The sequence below is a fragment of the Streptomyces sp. NPDC026673 genome, assembly GCF_040638135.1.
In the GTDB taxonomy this organism is placed as follows: Bacteria; Actinomycetota; Actinomycetes; order Streptomycetales; family Streptomycetaceae; genus Actinacidiphila.
Genome location: NZ_JBEZXR010000014.1, coordinates 102,282 through 118,246, shown reverse-complemented (window position 1 = coordinate 118,246; position 15,965 = coordinate 102,282). Strand labels below are relative to the sequence as shown.

The 15,965-nt window shown below is 70.8% G+C and carries 14 protein-coding genes; 9 read left to right on the top strand and 5 right to left on the bottom strand.

Going from position 1 to position 15,965, the window contains the following annotated elements:
- Positions 1–5: 5 nt before the first annotated feature.
- The 3 genes from AB0F62_RS13470 to AB0F62_RS13460 all read right to left on the bottom strand — a co-directional run bounded on the left by AB0F62_RS13470 (position 6) and on the right by AB0F62_RS13460 (position 3,155).
- Positions 6–386: a DUF2809 domain-containing protein gene (locus AB0F62_RS13470; RefSeq protein WP_361796688.1), complete on the bottom strand. Its 381-nt coding sequence runs from the start codon at positions 384–386 to the stop codon at positions 6–8.
- 254 nt (positions 387–640) lie between these two features.
- A complete protein-coding gene (locus tag AB0F62_RS13465) occupies positions 641–1,528 on the bottom strand; it encodes an MBL fold metallo-hydrolase (protein ID WP_361796641.1) in 888 nt (295 codons plus the stop codon).
- A 241-nt stretch (positions 1,529–1,769) separates the two neighbouring features.
- Positions 1,770–3,155 (bottom strand): FAD-dependent oxidoreductase, encoded by a 1,386-nt coding sequence (locus AB0F62_RS13460; protein ID WP_361796639.1) that lies wholly within the window; start codon positions 3,153–3,155, stop codon positions 1,770–1,772.
- A gap of 73 nt (positions 3,156–3,228) precedes the next feature.
- Between AB0F62_RS13460 and AB0F62_RS13455 the strand changes: the two genes are divergently transcribed.
- From AB0F62_RS13455 to AB0F62_RS13445, 3 genes are all read left to right on the top strand, one after another.
- A complete protein-coding gene (locus AB0F62_RS13455) occupies positions 3,229–4,152 on the top strand; it encodes an AraC family transcriptional regulator (RefSeq protein ID WP_361796636.1) in 924 nt (307 codons plus the stop codon).
- 268 nt (positions 4,153–4,420) lie between these two features.
- The gene (gene pnuC, locus AB0F62_RS13450; protein ID WP_361796633.1) at positions 4,421–5,077 is read left to right on the top strand and encodes a nicotinamide riboside transporter PnuC; all 657 of its coding nucleotides are present in this window, start codon (positions 4,421–4,423) and stop codon (positions 5,075–5,077) included.
- Positions 5,074–6,177 carry an AAA family ATPase gene (locus AB0F62_RS13445; protein ID WP_361796630.1) on the top strand — a complete coding sequence of 368 codons (1,104 nt, stop codon included), beginning with the start codon at positions 5,074–5,076 and terminating at the stop codon, positions 6,175–6,177. The genes pnuC and AB0F62_RS13445 overlap by 4 nt, the downstream gene beginning before the upstream one ends.
- Positions 6,178–6,327: 150 nt before the next feature.
- Here AB0F62_RS13445 and AB0F62_RS13440 read toward each other — a convergent pair whose 3' ends face one another.
- Positions 6,328–6,888 (bottom strand): GNAT family N-acetyltransferase, encoded by a 561-nt coding sequence (locus tag AB0F62_RS13440; RefSeq protein ID WP_361796685.1) that lies wholly within the window; start codon positions 6,886–6,888, stop codon positions 6,328–6,330.
- Positions 6,889–7,312: 424 nt separating this feature from the next.
- On the opposite strand from AB0F62_RS13440, the gene AB0F62_RS13435 reads away from it, so the two are divergent.
- The 5 genes from AB0F62_RS13435 (at position 7,313) to AB0F62_RS13415 (ending at position 14,655) form a co-directional block, all read left to right on the top strand.
- Complete coding sequence (locus tag AB0F62_RS13435; protein ID WP_361796627.1) at positions 7,313–7,816, top strand: hypothetical protein; 504 nt, start codon at positions 7,313–7,315, stop codon at positions 7,814–7,816.
- Positions 7,786–9,204, top strand: a complete 1,419-nt coding sequence (locus AB0F62_RS13430) for a hypothetical protein (protein WP_361796624.1) — start codon at positions 7,786–7,788, stop codon at positions 9,202–9,204. The genes AB0F62_RS13435 and AB0F62_RS13430 overlap by 31 nt, the downstream gene beginning before the upstream one ends.
- Complete coding sequence (locus AB0F62_RS13425; RefSeq protein ID WP_361796621.1) at positions 9,201–10,673, top strand: VWA domain-containing protein; 1,473 nt, start codon at positions 9,201–9,203, stop codon at positions 10,671–10,673. The genes AB0F62_RS13430 and AB0F62_RS13425 overlap by 4 nt, the downstream gene beginning before the upstream one ends.
- Positions 10,674–10,750: 77 nt before the next feature.
- The gene (locus AB0F62_RS13420) at positions 10,751–11,869 is read left to right on the top strand and encodes an AAA family ATPase (RefSeq protein ID WP_361796618.1); all 1,119 of its coding nucleotides are present in this window, start codon (positions 10,751–10,753) and stop codon (positions 11,867–11,869) included.
- Positions 11,866–14,655: a hypothetical protein gene (locus AB0F62_RS13415; protein WP_361796615.1), complete on the top strand. Its 2,790-nt coding sequence runs from the start codon at positions 11,866–11,868 to the stop codon at positions 14,653–14,655. The genes AB0F62_RS13420 and AB0F62_RS13415 overlap by 4 nt, the downstream gene beginning before the upstream one ends.
- Before the next feature lie 410 nt (positions 14,656–15,065).
- On the opposite strand, the gene AB0F62_RS13410 is transcribed toward AB0F62_RS13415, so the two are convergent.
- Positions 15,066–15,254 carry a hypothetical protein gene (locus AB0F62_RS13410; RefSeq protein ID WP_361796612.1) on the bottom strand — a complete coding sequence of 63 codons (189 nt, stop codon included), beginning with the start codon at positions 15,252–15,254 and terminating at the stop codon, positions 15,066–15,068.
- 246 nt (positions 15,255–15,500) lie between these two features.
- On the opposite strand from AB0F62_RS13410, the gene AB0F62_RS13405 reads away from it, so the two are divergent.
- Positions 15,501–15,887, top strand: a complete 387-nt coding sequence (locus AB0F62_RS13405; protein WP_361796609.1) for a very short patch repair endonuclease — start codon at positions 15,501–15,503, stop codon at positions 15,885–15,887.
- Positions 15,888–15,965: the final 78 nt, after the last annotated feature.

The window sequence follows — 15,965 nt, the reverse complement described above, 5'->3', positions numbered from 1 at the left end:
CGCCGTCACCCGCGCGCCGCTTGCCTGCCTGACAGGCGCCGACCCACCGCGGTGTGGACCAGCCAGCCCGCCGCGGCACCGACGGCGTACCAGAACAGGTCCGGCGGATTGAAGGTGGAGCCGAGGATCAGACGGGCGACGGTGCTGCGCCGGGACAACTCCGCGGGCACATCGCTGAGCTGCAGGAACTCGACGCCCCAACTGAACGCCAGCGCGATTGCGGCGGCTTTGAGGGGCGCGAGCCGTGGCGCGACGAGGACGACGAGGGTGAGAACCAGGACGGTGTAGAGCGCGTCCCCGCCGTACTTGGCCGTGCTGCCCGCCGCCATGGCCCGCAGCCCCAGCCCGGCACCGACGGTCACGATCGCTGCCGCGGCCGCTGCCATCCGGATCCGTATCGGGTCGTGGGCGCGGGCACGGGTACCGGGGAGGAAGGTCACGGGGTCATCCTGCCGGACGCCCGGTACGCGCGGCGCGGCCCGGGACGGGCAGGACGGGCCGCACCCTGGATCCGCCGCTCAATTCCCGCTGGAGGCAACCCCGCCCCCTTGGCGAACGGGCACCTGGTGCCGACGCGGATCCAGTCCCCGCCCCGCTCCGGGTGGGAAGGTTCAGGTGCCATGGTTCGTGCCCACGGCGCTCATCGCGCGTTCAGCACCGCGGGGACGTTGACCTGGAGGTGGATGGATTCGTACATGCTGTAGTCGCTGTATTCCTTCATCTCCAGTGCTTCGCGGGCCTGGTCGGGCGACAGGCCCTTGTCCCGGGCGTCCCGTGCCAGGCCGGTCAGCTCCTCGAGGTAGGCGATCGAGTGCGGGATGTCCGCGCGGCGCATGGTGCGGCCGTGGCCCGGCACGATCAGGGTGTCGTCGTCGAGGATGTCGTAGAGGCGCCGGTAGGTGGCGAGTGCCTCGTCGGCCCGCCCCTCCAGCAGCCACGGGAATGCCGGGGGCGGCGCCTGCAGCATGTTCCCGACGAAGACGATGTTGTCCTCGCGCATGCGGACGACCAGGTCGCCGTCGGTCTGGGCGAAGCCGATGTGCTCGATGTCCACGTGCTTGCCTCCCAGGTCCAGGGAGCACGACCCGGACACCGCGACGTCCGCCGAGCGGGCCACGACCTCCTCGATGCCGGCGTTCGGGCCGAGCAAGTCGATCATGAAGGCGCGGTCCTGCTCGAAGCGCTCGTCGATCACACGCTTGGTCGCCTCATGGTGAATGATCACCGTCTGTGACGGGAAGGCGAAATTTCCGAAACAATGATCACCGTGGAAACTGGTGTTGACCAGGAATCGAATGGGCAGCGGGGTCACTGTGCGCACCGCGCCGATGACCTGGGACGCCAAACGGCCGTTGCTCAGCGATTCGACCACCAGCACCCCCGAATCGCCGACGGCGAACCCGGCGTTCGTCGCGGTGTGGTCGGTGTCGTCGACATCCGCTGCCATGACCGCGTACACGCCGCCGGCGAGTTCGCGCGTGTGCATCCGGACGTCGGCGAGTTCGAAGGGCCTGTTCTTCTGCTGCATGGTTCTTTTCTCTTCCGGAAGGCGGGTCGGCCGGTCGTTCTCGTTCGGCGCCGCCCGCGGCTCTAGGCACCCGGGCTGCGAGCCTGTCCTCTTTGTCTCATGGGTGGACGGCCGGGGCATCCTGCCCCGACACACGTCGCGGCGATGCCCTGAGAAGGGCGTCGCGGCACCCGATGTGGACCTGACGGCACACCGTGCCCGGGTGGGTGCCCGCCGCGGGCGGAGCTGGACCCGGACCCGGTTAGGAGACGACCTTGTCGAAGACCTCGTTCAGGGCTTCGGTCGAGCTCGGGTGGGTGTAGATCGAGTCGCGGAGCTGCGTGGCCGTGATGTGGTGCCGCATCGCCAGCGCGACGGTGTTGACGATCTCCTGCGCGTCGATGCTGAGCAGGGCGGCCCCGAGGATGAGATCGGTGTCCGGGTCCACGATGAACTTCATGACGCCGCGGGTCTCCTCGACCGTGTAGGCGCGGGGCATGGCCACGATGTCCGCGACCTTCTCCCGTGAGACCTTGATGTTCAGCCCCTGTGCGCGCGCCTGGCTCTCGGTCAGTCCCACCGTGGCGAGCGGGGGAGTGATGAACAGGGTGTGGGGCACTGCCCTGCGGTCGCTCGTGGTGCGCTTGCCCTCACCCAGGAGCTGGTCCAGGACGATGCGCGCGTCGTCCAGGGAGATGTAGGTGAACTGCTCGCCGCCGTTGACGTCGCCGAGTGCGTAGATGTGCGGTTGGCTGCTGCGCAGGTACTCGTCGACCACGATCGCGCCGTTCGGCGCGGTCCGGACGCCGGCGGCGTCGAGCCGGAGGCCGTCCGTGACGGGCCGGCGCCCGGTGGCGGGCAGCAGCGCGGACGCCTCCACGGTGTGGGTCCGCCCGTCCTTCTCATAGACGACGGTCGAGACGGCCCCGCTGTCCCGCACCTCGGTGACGTGAACGCCGGTGACGACGCGGATGCCGTCGCCGGTGAGGATCTCCCCGACGGACGCGGCGATGTCCTCGTCCTCCCGCGGCAGGAGCCGGTCGGCGGCCTCGAGGACCGTCACCTCGCTGCCGAAGTGCCGGTAGATCCCCGCGAACTCCAGGCCGAGGTATCCGCCGCCCAGGACCACGAGACGTTCGGGCAGGTTCTGCGTGCGGGTGAGCTCCGTGCTGGAGACCAGGTGGGAGCTGCTCGCGAGGCCGGGAATCGGGGGGATCACCGGCTCCGAGCCGGTGTTGACCAGGATCGTGGGGGCGGTGACGGTGATGCGGTCCGCTCCTTCGCCGACGGCGACGGTGTGCGGATCGACGAACCGGGCCGTGCCGGTGATGACCGTCGCGGTGTCCCTGCCGTTCAGCGCCTCGAAGTTGCCCGCGCGGAAGGCACTGGTCAGCGCGCGGACACCGGCGACCGAGTGGGCGAAGAACTCCTGAGCGTCGTCCTGGAGGCGCTTGGTGCCGGAGTAGTGGACGAGCATTTTGGTCGGAACGCAGCCGACGTTCGGGCAGGTCCCGCCGTACATGTTCGCGGACCGCTCGATCAGGACCACGCGGCGGCCGGCCTCGGCGAGCGCGTGAGCGGCGGTCTTGCCGCCCTTGCCGAAGCCGATGACCAGGACATCTGCGGTGAGTGCTGTGGTGATCTCCATGCGTCGAGTCTGCGAGCCGGCCACTCGTCCAAATAGACTCGACCGTCTCACTCTCCTGCCCGAAAGTCTCACCGTGGACTCCGTCAGCCGACTGCTGCGCCTGGCCCGGCTCAGGGCCGACCTCGACAAACACTGCCTGCTCGGGGCGGGCACCAGGATGGAGGTGGCGGCCCACGGGGAGCGGGAGGCGCCCTTCCATGTCCTGCTGGAGGGCACGTGCCGGCTGCAGGTGGGCACGGTCCTGCTCGACCTGCGCCCCGGGGACGTGGTGATGATCCCGAGCGGCGCTTCGCACCGGGTGATCACCGACGGCGAGGGCGGCCCGACGGGGACGGCGGAGACGGCCGGCGACGTGTTCGTGACCACGCGCAGCGAGCACGGCGGAGAGCCCGTCATCGACCTGTTCTGCGGGCACTACACCTTCGACGCCGGTACGGGCTCACTGCTGTTCGCGAGCCTGCCCGACCCGGTGCACGTCTCCTTCGGGCAGTCCGCCGAGAGCGACGAGGTGCTGCGCATGCTGAGCGCCCTGATGCGCGGTGAGGCACGACGCGAGGGCGAGGGCACCGCGGCGATCCTCTCCGCCCTGTGCACCGTGCTGCTGGCGATGGTGCTGCGCACCGCGCGGGGCGCCACCACGGGGACCACCCTGTGGACCGCGGCGGCCGACGGCCGCATCGCGTCGGCCGTCGAAGGCATGCTCGCCGACCCCGGGGCCGACTGGACGATCGAACGGCTCAGCCGTACGGCCGGCATGTCCCGCGCCACCTTCCTGCGCCACTTCACCCGGGAGACGGGGACGACCGTGGGCGCCTTCCTGACCCGGGCACGGCTGATGGCGGCGGCGGAACTGCTCACCACCACCGACGCGACCGTCGCGGCCGTGGCCGGCCAGGTCGGCTACTACTCGGAATCCGCGTTCTCACGGGCCTTCCGGGCGCACCTCGGTACGACACCCGCCCGTTTCCGGCGGGAGCATGCGCTGCGCGGGGTGTGACGGGTCCGACGTGAACGTGTCCGCGGCCGGTTGCCTCCCGTCGGGTGGACGGCCATCCCGCGCTCACCGTCACCCCGCACGGAGGTGAGCGGCGGAGTCCACCGCGACCGCGATTCCGACCCCGACCGCGACCCGGACTGCGCCCCCGACCCCGGTCACGAACGCCGGGCACGGCCTCCGCGACCCGGGGGTCCGCCCCGCGGTAATTCCCTTGCCGCAGCCACCCCCACCCATTATCGTCAAGCTGACATTTATGGGAGGTAGCCGCGTGGTTCTCGCGGATTTGCTTGCTCGGCTTCAGCAGCCGCTGTTCACCCTGCTGGACACCCCGGTCAGCTGGGTCGAGGTACTCGGCTTCGGCAGCGGAGCGCTCTGTGTATGGCTCGTGGCGCGCCGGCACATTGCCAACTGGCCGATCGGCATCGCCAACAACCTCTTCTTCATCCTCCTCTTCGCCGGTGCCGGTCTGTACGCGGATGCCGCCCTACAGGTCGTTTACGTGGCACTGGCGGTGTACGGATGGTGGTCCTGGATCGCCGGGGGATCCGGCCCGGGACGGCTCGCCGTCAGCCGTACGAGCGGCCGCACCTGGGCGGTCCTCGTCCCCGCGACGGTGATCGCCACCGTGCTGCTGACCGTCGCGCTCGACCGCGCCACCGACTCCACCGTGCCCTTCTGGGACGCGCTCACCACCGCGCTGTCGCTGGCCGCCACCTACGGCCAGTGCCGGAAGAAGATCGAGTCCTGGTATCTGTGGATCGCCGCCGACCTCGTCTACATCCCCCTGTACGCCTACAAGGGGCTGTACCTCACCTCGCTCCTCTACGCCGGCTTCCTGCTGCTGTGCGTCGTCGGACTCCGGGGCTGGCGCACCGAACCGGCCGTCCGCACGGGGCCGATGAGCCGGACGGAGGTCGCGGCGTGAGCGAGTTCGACCACGGGCTGGTGCTGGGCAAGTTCTACCCGCCGCACGCCGGCCACCACCACCTGGTCCGCAGCGCCGCCGCGCGCTGCCGCCGCCTCACCGTGCTGGTGTGCGCCTCCGCCGTCGAGTCGATCCCGCTCGCGGAGCGGGTGGCCTGGATGCGCGAGGTCCACCCCGAGACGGGCATCGACGTCGTCGGCGCTGTCGACGACATACCCGTCGACTACTCCGACCCCGCCGCATGGGACGCCCACATGGCCATCTTCAAGGGCGCCGTCGCCGAACCCGTCGACGCGGTCTTCACCTCGGAACCGTACTGCGAGGAACTCGGCCGCCGCTTCGGCGCGGTGGCGGTCACCGTTGACGTCGGACGTACGGCGTATCCGGTCTCCGGCACCGCCGTACGCGAGGACCCCGCCGGGCGCTGGCCGTATCTGGCCGCGCCGGTACGGGCGGCCCTGGCCCGCCGCGTGGTGGTCGTCGGCGCGGAGTCCACCGGCACCACCACCATGGCCCGCGCCCTCGCGTCGCACTACCGGGCGCGTGGCGGGGTCTGGGAGGCGACCCGCTGGGTACCCGAGTACGGACGCACGTACAGCGAGGAGAAGTACACACGGCTGCTGGCGGACCGCCCGGGCGCCTCCTTCGACGAGGTCACCTGGGAGTCCGCCGAGTTCGAGCTGATCGCCGAACGGCAGCTCGCCGAGGAGGACGCCGCCGCACGTGCCGGGTCACCCGTCCTCTTCTGCGACACCGACGCCCTGGCCACCACCATCTGGCACGAGCGCTACGCGGGCGGACACAACCCCCGCGTGGAGGCCGTCGCCGCCAGGGGCAGGCAGCATCTGTGGCTGCTCACCGACGACGCCGGAGTGCCCTTCGAGGACGACGGGCTGCGCGACGGCGAGCACCTGCGCTCCTGGATGACCGGCCGCTTCCGCACCGAACTCACCCGCCGGGGCCTGCCGCACGTGGTGCTCACCGGCCCGCACGAGCAACGGCTGCGGACGGCCGTGACCGCCGTCGACGCGCTGCTCGCCCGCGGCTGGCGGTTTGCCGCGCCCCTACCGGAGCGGAGGAGGTACAACGCGCCGGAGTGATGCGGGCGACGGTGACTCGCTGGATCAGTGTTCGGAGCGGTAGTGCTCCGGCCGTGGATCGTGGTCTTTCAAGCTGTGGCTTGGTGCCGGCGTTGCCAGTGGGACCAGCCGAGCCGGTGGATCGCATCGTGCACGGGTCGGACGACGAGCCTATCCAGGCGATGACGGGCCCGTTGTGGTGGTGGAGTGCGTCCAGATCAGGCAGTCATGCCAGATGTCGTCGCGGGGATCCTCGGCCGTCCATGCGCGGCAGTGACGCGGCAACCGCTGCTCGAGGCGGTAGCCGGCGCGGGCAGCCAGCCGCAGCGATGCGGTGTTGTCCGGATCGATTTCAAGCCAGACGCGCGACAACCGCAGCGCGGTGTGCGCCCACTCGGTAAGAGCGGTGACGCCGCGCAGAGCCAGCCCCTGTCGGCGGCTTTCCGGACGGACCCAGTAGGCCAACTCCGCACTGCCCGGCCCGTCGAACATCAGCCCGAGCGCACCCACCAGTCGGTCACGGTCGAGCAGGCCGTACGAGGTCTGTCGCCCTGTATCCGGCGCCCAGGACCGCAAAGCGGTTTGCGCGTCGCGATCGGAGTACGGGCCGCGCGGGTCCGGTCCCCACAGGGCCGAGTCATCCTCCCCGCAGGTCCCTTCGACCAGCAGCGGCGCATCGCGCCAGGTCAACGTACGAAGGCGCAACTCTTCCCCGAGCGCGATGTCCGCCATCAAGTTCACAGGCCGATCATCACCACCCCGGCCAGCACCCTCAACCCATTATCGAGACGAGCGATGACTGTCCCGCACAATACGCACAGCACAGCACAGCGATCACGATCTACGGCTGCAGTAGTGGACGCCCACGACCTGGCGTGGATCACCGTGTTCTGTCGCTCCCATATCCGCCGGCCGCGGTCGCACCGCCCCGGCGCTCACGACCCCGCAGCCCGTCGACACGCGTCGTGCGAACGGCCGATCAATGCACTGCTTCAGGCGTTCCGGGCGGTCGGCACCCCCGCCGAGAGCCCGCCGGACACCCACCCTGTCGAGCGGCTGTGGACGCCCGACCGGCGTTGTCAGTGATCGCAAGTAAGTTCATTGACGTCCCGCCGATGTGGCGCGGAATACCCCATGCTGCTCAGGAGATGGCGCGATGTCAGATTGGGAGAGGTCGAGCACGGCCCGGGTGACGGCACCCGCGCGGCCGCGCAAGCTCGCCAAGGTGCCGTTCGTCGAACTGGCCGACGGACGCCTGCAGGGCGTGGTGTCCAGCGGCTCGGACATCGAGCGGGTCTACGTCTCGTCGGTCGCCGCGGGCAGCTACGCCTACACCTGCAGCACCAACAACAACCGGCCCTGCGGCGGCGCACGCGGCGGCTTCTGCAACCACATACGCGCCCTGATCGTCGAGGCCGTGCTGCAGTACGGCGCCGAGCGCGTCGCCCGCTACGTCAAGGCGGAGAGCGCGAGCGGCGAGCCGGACGCGCAGAGCATCACCGTCGCCATGACGAGCGCACGCCCTCCGCAGGGGGACAAGCAGGCCGCCGCGCCGGTCTTCAGCCGGTTCCTGCGCCACCTCGCCTACCTCGAACTCGCCCCCACCACGGCCCCGCTGCCGGAGATGCAGTGGTTCCCGCCGACCAGGGCGGTGGCGTGATGCGCGTCGACATGCTCACCGAAGCCCTCCCGGGGCTCGACGAGGCCCTGGCGGCCGTCGACGCCTTCGACAGTACGCTCGTCGGCGGACTGCTGCGCCCCCAGGCCGCCCAGACCGCGGGCCTGACGGAGCTCGTCCACGCCGTCGCGGGGACCCCGCTGGCCGCCAGGGTCGCCGAAGCGGCCGAGAAGGCGGCGGCCGGCGCCGCGAGCGAGGACCACCTGGTTGTTCTCGCCGCCGCCCGCACCGCGCTGCTCGGCTCCGCCCACGACGCGCTGACGGCCCGGATCCAGGAGGCGACCGGCCGGTCCCGCGCCGAGGAGGGCTTCCCGGAGCCCGAAGGCGGCCAGGCGCCGAACCTTCTGGCCGCCGCCCGGTCCTGGCTGTCCGACCTGGCCCGCTCCGGCTGGCAGGGCCTCGACCACGACCTGGTGTCGGGCGCGGCGCAGATCGTCTCCGCGATGCTGCCCGACCCGGCATTGCGCCGCCTCGCGACCCTCCTCGACGGCTTCGCCGCCGAGCTGGCTGCCTCCTGCCCGGGCGCGGCCATGGAGCGCTTCCCGGTACGCCGCTGGGCCGACCTGTGGTCTCGCGCGATGCTGCTCACCGTCCCCGGCGTGGCCGACACGCCCCTCGCCGTCACGGCGACGGGCCGCCTGCTGCCCCTCGGCGTCGACCTGCAGGAGCACGCGACCGCCGTACAGGCCCAGATCCACGCCATATTCGAGCCCGCGGACGGCACGACGCCCCACCTGGTGCGCGCGAGCGTGTCCGCGCCCAAGCCCGACACCGTCGTCGGCGCCGGACTCTGGCAGCTGCTCCGCCCGCACATGTCGCTGCTCGCCGCCGTCGGCGAGGGCCGCTCCATGGACCTCACCGGCATCCCGGTCACCGCCGAGGGCGACCTGCTCTGGAACGACGACCACGCACAGGCAGGCGAGCCCGCCGACGCCTTCGCCACCGCCCGCGTCGCACTGCCCACCGCCGCCGATCCGGCCGTCGCGCCCCTGGACCGCCACCCGGCGCGCATCGCCGTACCGGTCTTCCTGGAGGGCTACGCCGCCGCGATCGAGGACGGCGTGGTGACGTTCACCCTCGCCGGGCAGACCCTCGCCGTCGACACCGACCGCATCCCGTCCGCCGGGCCGCTCGCCCCCGAAGCCGTCGCCGCGTCGCGCGCCTGCATCGGGCTGCTCCGCTGGGACACCGGGACGTACCGCGTCCAGCCGCTCGCCGTCGAGACGACGGTGCGGAAGAAGGCCGTCACCGTCCACGCCGGGGCATGGGCGGGCGGGACGACCGACAAGAACGGCGTCAAGGCCGAGAAGGCCGCCACCGACACCGTGGCTGTCCTGCGGGAACGCGCGGGAAGGCTGCTGCGGAAATGACCGACCAGACCACGGAACAGACCACCGGCCACACCGAGGGCACCGACGGGCCTCCCGTCGCCGACCCGCACGACAACCGCCGCCAGGTCCTGTACTGGCGTCTGCTGGCCCGGCTCTTCGACCACGAGGAGCAGGCCACGCTGGAGTCGGCGAGCCTCGCCGTCGTGGAGGACATCGGGCTGCCGTCCGCGCTGCTGGATCCGCAGACCTCCGTCGACTCGGTCGTGCAGCGCCACCCGGAGCTCGCCGCCGAGTTCGACGGTCTGATGGTGCCGGAAGCGGACGACGGCCCACGCGACCGGGCCGCCGAGGTACGACGTGCCGCCCTGGCGTCGAAGGTGCTGCTCAATGTCTTCGCCACCGGCAACGGCACGGTCACCGCCGGGCAGCTGGCGCGCTGGCAGTCCGACGCGGGCTGGCTGGAACGCGCGCTCGGCTGCCGCCCCGGCGAGCTGCGGGGCGGCCGCGCCGGGGGACGTACGGCCGGACCCGGAGCGGGAGCCGGACACGGAGTCGGACCCGACCCGACCGGCACCGGCGGCGGGGGCACCACACCCGACCTCAGCCGGCTCATCCCGGCGATGGGCCCGGAACTCGGCGCGATCGAGGCCGACCTCGTCAAGCGGATGCACCTGCGCGAGGTGCTGGCCGACCCCAAGCTCGCCGCACAGCTCACTCCGAGCATGTCCCTGATCGAGCAGCTGCTCCGGGACAAGAACAACCTGTCGGGCGTCGCCCTGGCCAACGCCAAGGCCCTGATCCGCCGCTATGTCGACGAGGTCGCCGACGTGCTGCGCACCCAGGTCGAGAAGGCCTCGGTCGGGGCCGTCGACCGCTCCATCCCGCCCAAGCGGGTGTTCCGCAACCTCGACCTCGACCGCACGATCTGGAAGAACCTCACCAACTGGAGCCCGGAGGAGCAGCGGCTCTACGTCGACCGCCTCTACTACCGGCACACCGCCCGCAAGACGACGCCGCAACGGCTGATCGTCGTCGTGGATCAGTCGGGCTCGATGGTCGACTCGATGGTGAACTGCACCATCCTGGCGTCGATCTTCGCCGGGCTGCCGAAGGTGGACGTCCACCTGATCGCGTACGACACACGTGCCATCGACCTGACCCCCTGGGTGAACGACCCGTTCGAGGCCCTGCTGCGGACCAACCTCGGCGGCGGAAACGACGGCCCCGTCGCGATGGCCATGGCCCGCCCGAAGATCACCGACCCCGCGGACACCGTGATGGTGTGGATCTCGGACTTTTACGAGTTCGACCGCTCCCAGCCGCTGTACGAGGGCATCGAGGCCGTCCACCGCTCCGGAGTGAAATTCATCCCGGTCGGCTCGGTCACCAGCTCCGGCCGCCAGGAGGTCAACCCCTGGTTCCGCGAACGCTTCAAGGCCCTCGGCACGCCGGTGATCTCCGGCCACATACGCAAGCTCGTCCGCGAGCTCAAGACGTTCCTCGCCTGAGCGTCCCAGGGCAGTCCCAAGCAACGCAAGGCACCCCGAGACGACCCGCGAACCCCACAACGCCCGAAAGGCCCCTCATGTCCGACCTGTTGCGCGCCCCCGCCGAGACCAAGTACGCCGAGGAACTCGACTGGCTGGAGTCCGTCGACGACAACCCCAAGCCCTTCTCCTGGCGCCTGTCGCCCAAGATGGTCCGCCTGTTCATCCTCGGCTCCGAACCCTCCGACGGCCTCGACCGCGAGATCGCACAGAAGTGGTTCGGCGACCGCAGCTTCGTCGAGCGCTCCATCGTCACCCTCGCCTCCGACCGCGGCCTGCTGCTCATCGGCGACCCCGGCACCGGCAAGAGCTGGCTCGCCGAGCTGCTCTCCGCCGCGATCTCCCGCAACTCCACCCTCGTCGTCCAGGGCACGGCCGGCACCACCGAGGACCACATCAAGTACTCCTGGAACGTGTCCATGGTCATCGCCAAGGGCCAGTCACGGGACTCGATGATCCCCTCGCCCATCATGACCGCGATGGAGACCGGCGCCATCGGCCGCTTCGAGGAGCTCACCCGCTCCACCAGCGACGTCCAGGACGCGCTGATCTCCATCCTCTCCGAGAAGTACATCTCCGTCCCCGAACTGGACGGCGACAGCGACAACATCGTCTTCGCCAAGCCCGGCTTCTCGATCATCGCCACCGCCAACAGCCGCGACCGCGGGGTCAACGACCTGTCCTCCGCGCTCAAGCGCCGCTTCAACTTCGTCCGCATCCCGGTCGTGACGAACAAGAAGAGCGAGGCGGAGATCGTCCGCTTCCGCACCGAGGAACTGCTGCGCCGCCACCAGATAGAGCTCGACGTGCCGCCCACCCTGCTCGACGTGCTGCTGCAGAGCTTCGCCGACCTGCGCGCCTCCGCAGCCGCGGCCGGCAGCGACGACGAGAAACTGGAGTCCGCGCTGTCCACCGCCGAGCAGATCGGCGTACTCGAGGACTCCATCCTGCACAGCAACTTCTTCGGCGAGCGCGCCCTGACCGCCCGCGCCCTCGCCTCCTCCCTCGTCGGCTCACTGGCCCGGCGCGAGCCCGAGGACCTGGCCATCCTCAACAAATACCTGCACGGCGTCGTCGAGCCGCGCAGCAAGGACGAGGGCGGCGCCTGGCCGGAGTTCCTGGAGGGCGGCCGCGACGCGATCGCCAAGCTGTCATGAGCGGCACCCACGAGGGCACCTTCGAAGCGCTGCGCGGCCAGCTGCGCGAAGCCGCCACGACGTTCGCGGACGGGCCCGACGCCCTGGAGGGCATCCTCCTGGGCATGGTCGACGACGTCGACCGCGCGGTGCGCGAGCCGCTGGAGATCTTCCCGGTCTGCCACCACTCGCCCGCCTCGGCGGTCGCGATGGCACGCCGCCTGCGGGAGAAGCAGCCCAAGGTCGTCTACCTGGAGCTGTGCGAGGACATGGCGCCGATGCTGACCGAACTGCGCAACTGCAGGCTGCCGGTGGCGGTCCAGGCGTTCGCCACCGAGGTCGACGGTTTCCCCGCCGAGTGGGCCCCGCTGTCGGTCGTCGCCCCGATCACCGAGGCTTCGGCGGAGTACCAGGCCATCGCCTACGCCCTGGACACCCCGGGCGTGGAACTCGTCCTGGTCGACCGCTCCTCCGACCACGTCTTCCAGTGGGACGCACAGGCCGAGCAGCCCGCCGCACCGGACGATCCGGAGGCGCCGCCCGCCGAGGAGGAAGCCGCGCTGCACGGCGACGCGGTCGGCGTGGAGATCGGCGACCTGCGACCGCGCTTCGCCGAACTGGAGGAGCATCTGCTGCGCCACGGCCGGGTGCGGCACTGGTCGGAGTGGTGGCACCAGTACGTCGAGCTGCCCCTCGGCGACAGCGACCACGACACGTACCGCCAGGTCATGTTCCTCATCGGCAGCCTCTTCCGGCGCCTCGCGCCCGGCGACCCGCACCGGGTGGGCGTGGACGAGGACCGGGAGCGCCACATGTGGACCCGGATGCGCGAGCACCTGGCCGCCACCGGCACCGATCCGGCGGACTGCCTCTATGTCTGCGGCGCGTTTCACGCGGCCAGCCGCGTCGCGGAGTTCGGCGTGGACGGCGCCGACACCTTCGAGATCACTCCGCGCAGCGCCACCAAGTGGCTGCACGGCCTGATCCCGTCCAGCCACGCGGCGATCGAGGCGCAGTTCGGCCTGGCCGCCGGCTCGGTGTCGATCGCCGCGACGCAGTGGACGAAGAACCTCAAGCGCACTCGCGTGAGGCCCTACCGCCTGACGGGCCAGGCGGGCACGAAGTCGACGACATCCCCCAAGACCCCGCCACCCGTACCCCAGGCACCGGCCGCCGACCAGCTGACCGGCTTCCTCCAGCGCCCACCCGTACTCGACCACCTGGACGAGGCCGAACTGCTCGGCTGGTCGGTGGAGATCGTGCGCGCCGCCCGCCGCAACGGCTATCTCGCCTCCACCGCCGACGCCATCGCGGTGTTCGAGACGTCGATCCTGCTGGCCGGGATCCGCGACCGGGCCAAGCCCACGCCGTACGACTTCCAGGACGCGGCCGTCACCTGCATAGAGAAGGACACTGTGCCCGGCCGGCGCGACGTGCGCCGCCTCGTCGAGATCATGATGGGCGGCGACCGGATCGGCCAGGTCGGCTACGACGCGCTGCCGCCCCTGGCCCGCGATGTCCACGACCGCCTCGCGCCCTTGGGCCTCAAACTCCAGCAGCGCGGAGTGCAGCGCGCCCTGCTCGACATCGCCGGGCGACCGGAACTCGGCCCCTGCTCCGACGTCCTGTGGACGCTCCGCCGCCTGATGCCGCAGGGCACCGCCCGTCCGATCATGGGTGAGCGCACTCTCGGCGAGCGCCCGATCCAGGAGTCCTGGGACCTGGCCCTCGGCACGCACCAGCGGGCGCTGATCGAGCTGGGCTACGAGGGCGTCAGTATCGAGCAGGTGCTGGAGCAGCGCCTTCGCCGCACGGCGTACGGCCCGCGGGCCACCGCGGCGACCGTCCTGGAGACCGTCGAGGACGCGACGCTGTACTTGCGCAGCCGCCGCCTCGCCGACGAGCTGGGCACGCGGGCCCTGGAAGTGCTGTCGTCCGAACGCGGCGTCGACGGGGCGCCGGAGGTGCTGCGCCGCGTACGCCGGCTCCTGTCCTACTACCGCACCAGCGAGCCGGTGCTGCCGCCGTGGATCGAGTCCTTCGTCAAGACCGGCTACGCCCACTACTGCACGCTGCTGCCGACGGCGTTCACCGACGAGGACGCCACCGTCCGCCAGGTGGCGGCGATGCTGGGCTTCCTGTTCAGCATGGAGACCCTGGCCCTGTCACTGGGCTGCGACCGGACCCAGCTGGAACTGGCGGTCGCGCAGTCCCACCCGCAGGACCCGTCGAAGACCGCGCTGCTGTGGGCGGCCCAGGTCCACCTGGGCACCATGACCCGCACGGACCTCCGGTCCCGGTGCGACGACCTGCTCGCCAATCCCCTGGTCGTCCCCGCCTACCCCCGCTACTTGAGCGGCTTCCTCCACGCCCTGGAACCGGTGCCGAGCCTGGCCGACTTCGTGGTGGAGGCCGTCTCCAACGCATTCGCCCGCCTGCCCGACCAGGTCCTCCTGCCGTGGCTCCCCACCCTGATCATGAGCCTCCGCAAGGGCGGCACGGAGCTGGCCCCCCTCCTCATCCGCGAGGCCGGCCGCATCTTCCCGGGCCGCCTCGCCGCCCTGGACGAGTGGATCCCCCCGTGGCGCGCGGTCCAGCCGGCGTCCCCGGCCCTGCCCCCAACCCGACAGTCCCCCCGCCCCGCCACCCTCCTCACCACCCACCCGACCACGACCGACGCCCTGGCCCACCTCCTGGGTTGCAACGACCCCTGGGCCAGGCCGGAATCCGGTCCGGCGGGCGCGGCGCTGCTCGACCGCTACCCGGGTACAGCGGAGGCGCTGGAGGCGCTACTGACCAGAGCGTGAGACGGCTGTGACGGTGGGCCCCTGAACTGGGGCCCACCGCCGTAAGTGGCCCTACCCCCGACGGGCCTTCGAGTTCACATCCGCCCGGAGCCCAAGGCGGCTTGCGTCCCGGCCACCCCAGGCGTCTCGCGTGCCCCAGATGAGATGGACGCCGAAGACCCCGCGCGCGGTGTCGCCCGACCACGTTGGTCGGCGCGGCCGCCGACCTCCCGACCGAGGCGTCCGTCCGCCGACTCGTCACGGTCACCTTGGCCGGGATGCGCTCGTGATCGATACCCCGCAGCAGGAACGGTAGTGACTCACAGTGCGTGACGCGAACGTGCCGCCCCCGCGCTGGCTGCGACACGGGCATTAGCTGTGCTGAAGTAGTTGCTGCTCTTCAGGAGCAAGCAGTCATCGCCTGTGAGGGCCTACAGGGTGCCTCGCTCCAACAGATCGCGCACCGCGTCCTCCTCGCGTCGGAGCACCAAGCGTCCGTCGCCCTCACTGTAGGCGAGGATGCGGCTCCCGGGGTCGAGTCCAGCCTCGGCGAGAAGTCCGAGTGGGAGCACGACACGCCCGTCGGCGTCGATGATCAGCTCTACGGGGGTGCGGGACACGCGTGCAGTGTCCCACATGCCACTGCTGCATGTCGTTGCTCTCCCGGAGCTGACGGTGGGGCTCGTCCGGCAGGTCATGGATCACGGCAGTCACCATCTGTCGAATCGCAAGCGCGGACAGTAGCGATCCGTCTGAAGGTCTCGGCAGCCTCGGAGAGCCGATTGATGTCGTGGTTCGCTGATCCACGAATGCGGGAGAATGGCCATGTGTCGCCAACCGCATCATCGGCCGCCGTTGCCGCGCGCATGAGTCGCCAGGCATCCCGCGACACCGCGCAGGAGCTGGCCGTTCGTCGTCTGTTGAATGGGAGCGGGCTGAGGTACCGCGTGCACGTTCCCGTGCCCGGTATGCCCCGCCGGACGGTGGACATCGTGTTCGGCAGGCAGAGGATAGCCGTGTTCCTCGACGGCTGTTTCTGGCACGGCTGCCCCGACCATGCGACGAGGCCGAGAGCGAACGCGGAGTGGTGGCGCGCCAAGCTGGACCGCAACATCGCCCGTGACCGTGAGACGACACAGCACCTGATCTCAGCAGGCTGGATGGTGCTGAGGTTCTGGGAGCACGAGGCTCCCGAGGAGGTCGCCCAGCGGATCGCCACGAAGGTACGAGCGGGGCGATCCGGACAGCGCTGACGTCCGGGGTGTGCGGGCCGGATGCTCCAGCGTCATGCGAAGACAGATCGTGACCTGGTTCCGCCCTTGCGCCCCGAT

Excerpts from the sequence above, each read along its gene's own strand:
- AB0F62_RS13435 (WP_361796627.1), top strand. The coding sequence starts at position 7,313 with ATGTCAGATTGGGAGAGGTCGAGCACGGCCCGGGTGACGGCACCCGCG.
- AB0F62_RS13465 (WP_361796641.1), bottom strand. The coding sequence starts at position 1,528 with ATGCAGCAGAAGAACAGGCCCTTCGAACTCGCCGACGTCCGGATGCAC.
- AB0F62_RS13420 (WP_361796618.1), top strand. The coding sequence starts at position 10,751 with ATGTCCGACCTGTTGCGCGCCCCCGCCGAGACCAAGTACGCCGAGGAA.
- AB0F62_RS13470 (WP_361796688.1), bottom strand. The coding sequence starts at position 386 with ATGGCAGCGGCCGCGGCAGCGATCGTGACCGTCGGTGCCGGGCTGGGG.
- AB0F62_RS13440 (WP_361796685.1), bottom strand. The coding sequence starts at position 6,888 with ATGGCGGACATCGCGCTCGGGGAAGAGTTGCGCCTTCGTACGTTGACC.
- AB0F62_RS13415 (WP_361796615.1), top strand. The coding sequence starts at position 11,866 with ATGAGCGGCACCCACGAGGGCACCTTCGAAGCGCTGCGCGGCCAGCTG.
- AB0F62_RS13425 (WP_361796621.1), top strand. The coding sequence starts at position 9,201 with ATGACCGACCAGACCACGGAACAGACCACCGGCCACACCGAGGGCACC.
- AB0F62_RS13460 (WP_361796639.1), bottom strand. The coding sequence starts at position 3,155 with ATGGAGATCACCACAGCACTCACCGCAGATGTCCTGGTCATCGGCTTC.
- AB0F62_RS13405 (WP_361796609.1), top strand. The coding sequence starts at position 15,501 with ATGAGTCGCCAGGCATCCCGCGACACCGCGCAGGAGCTGGCCGTTCGT.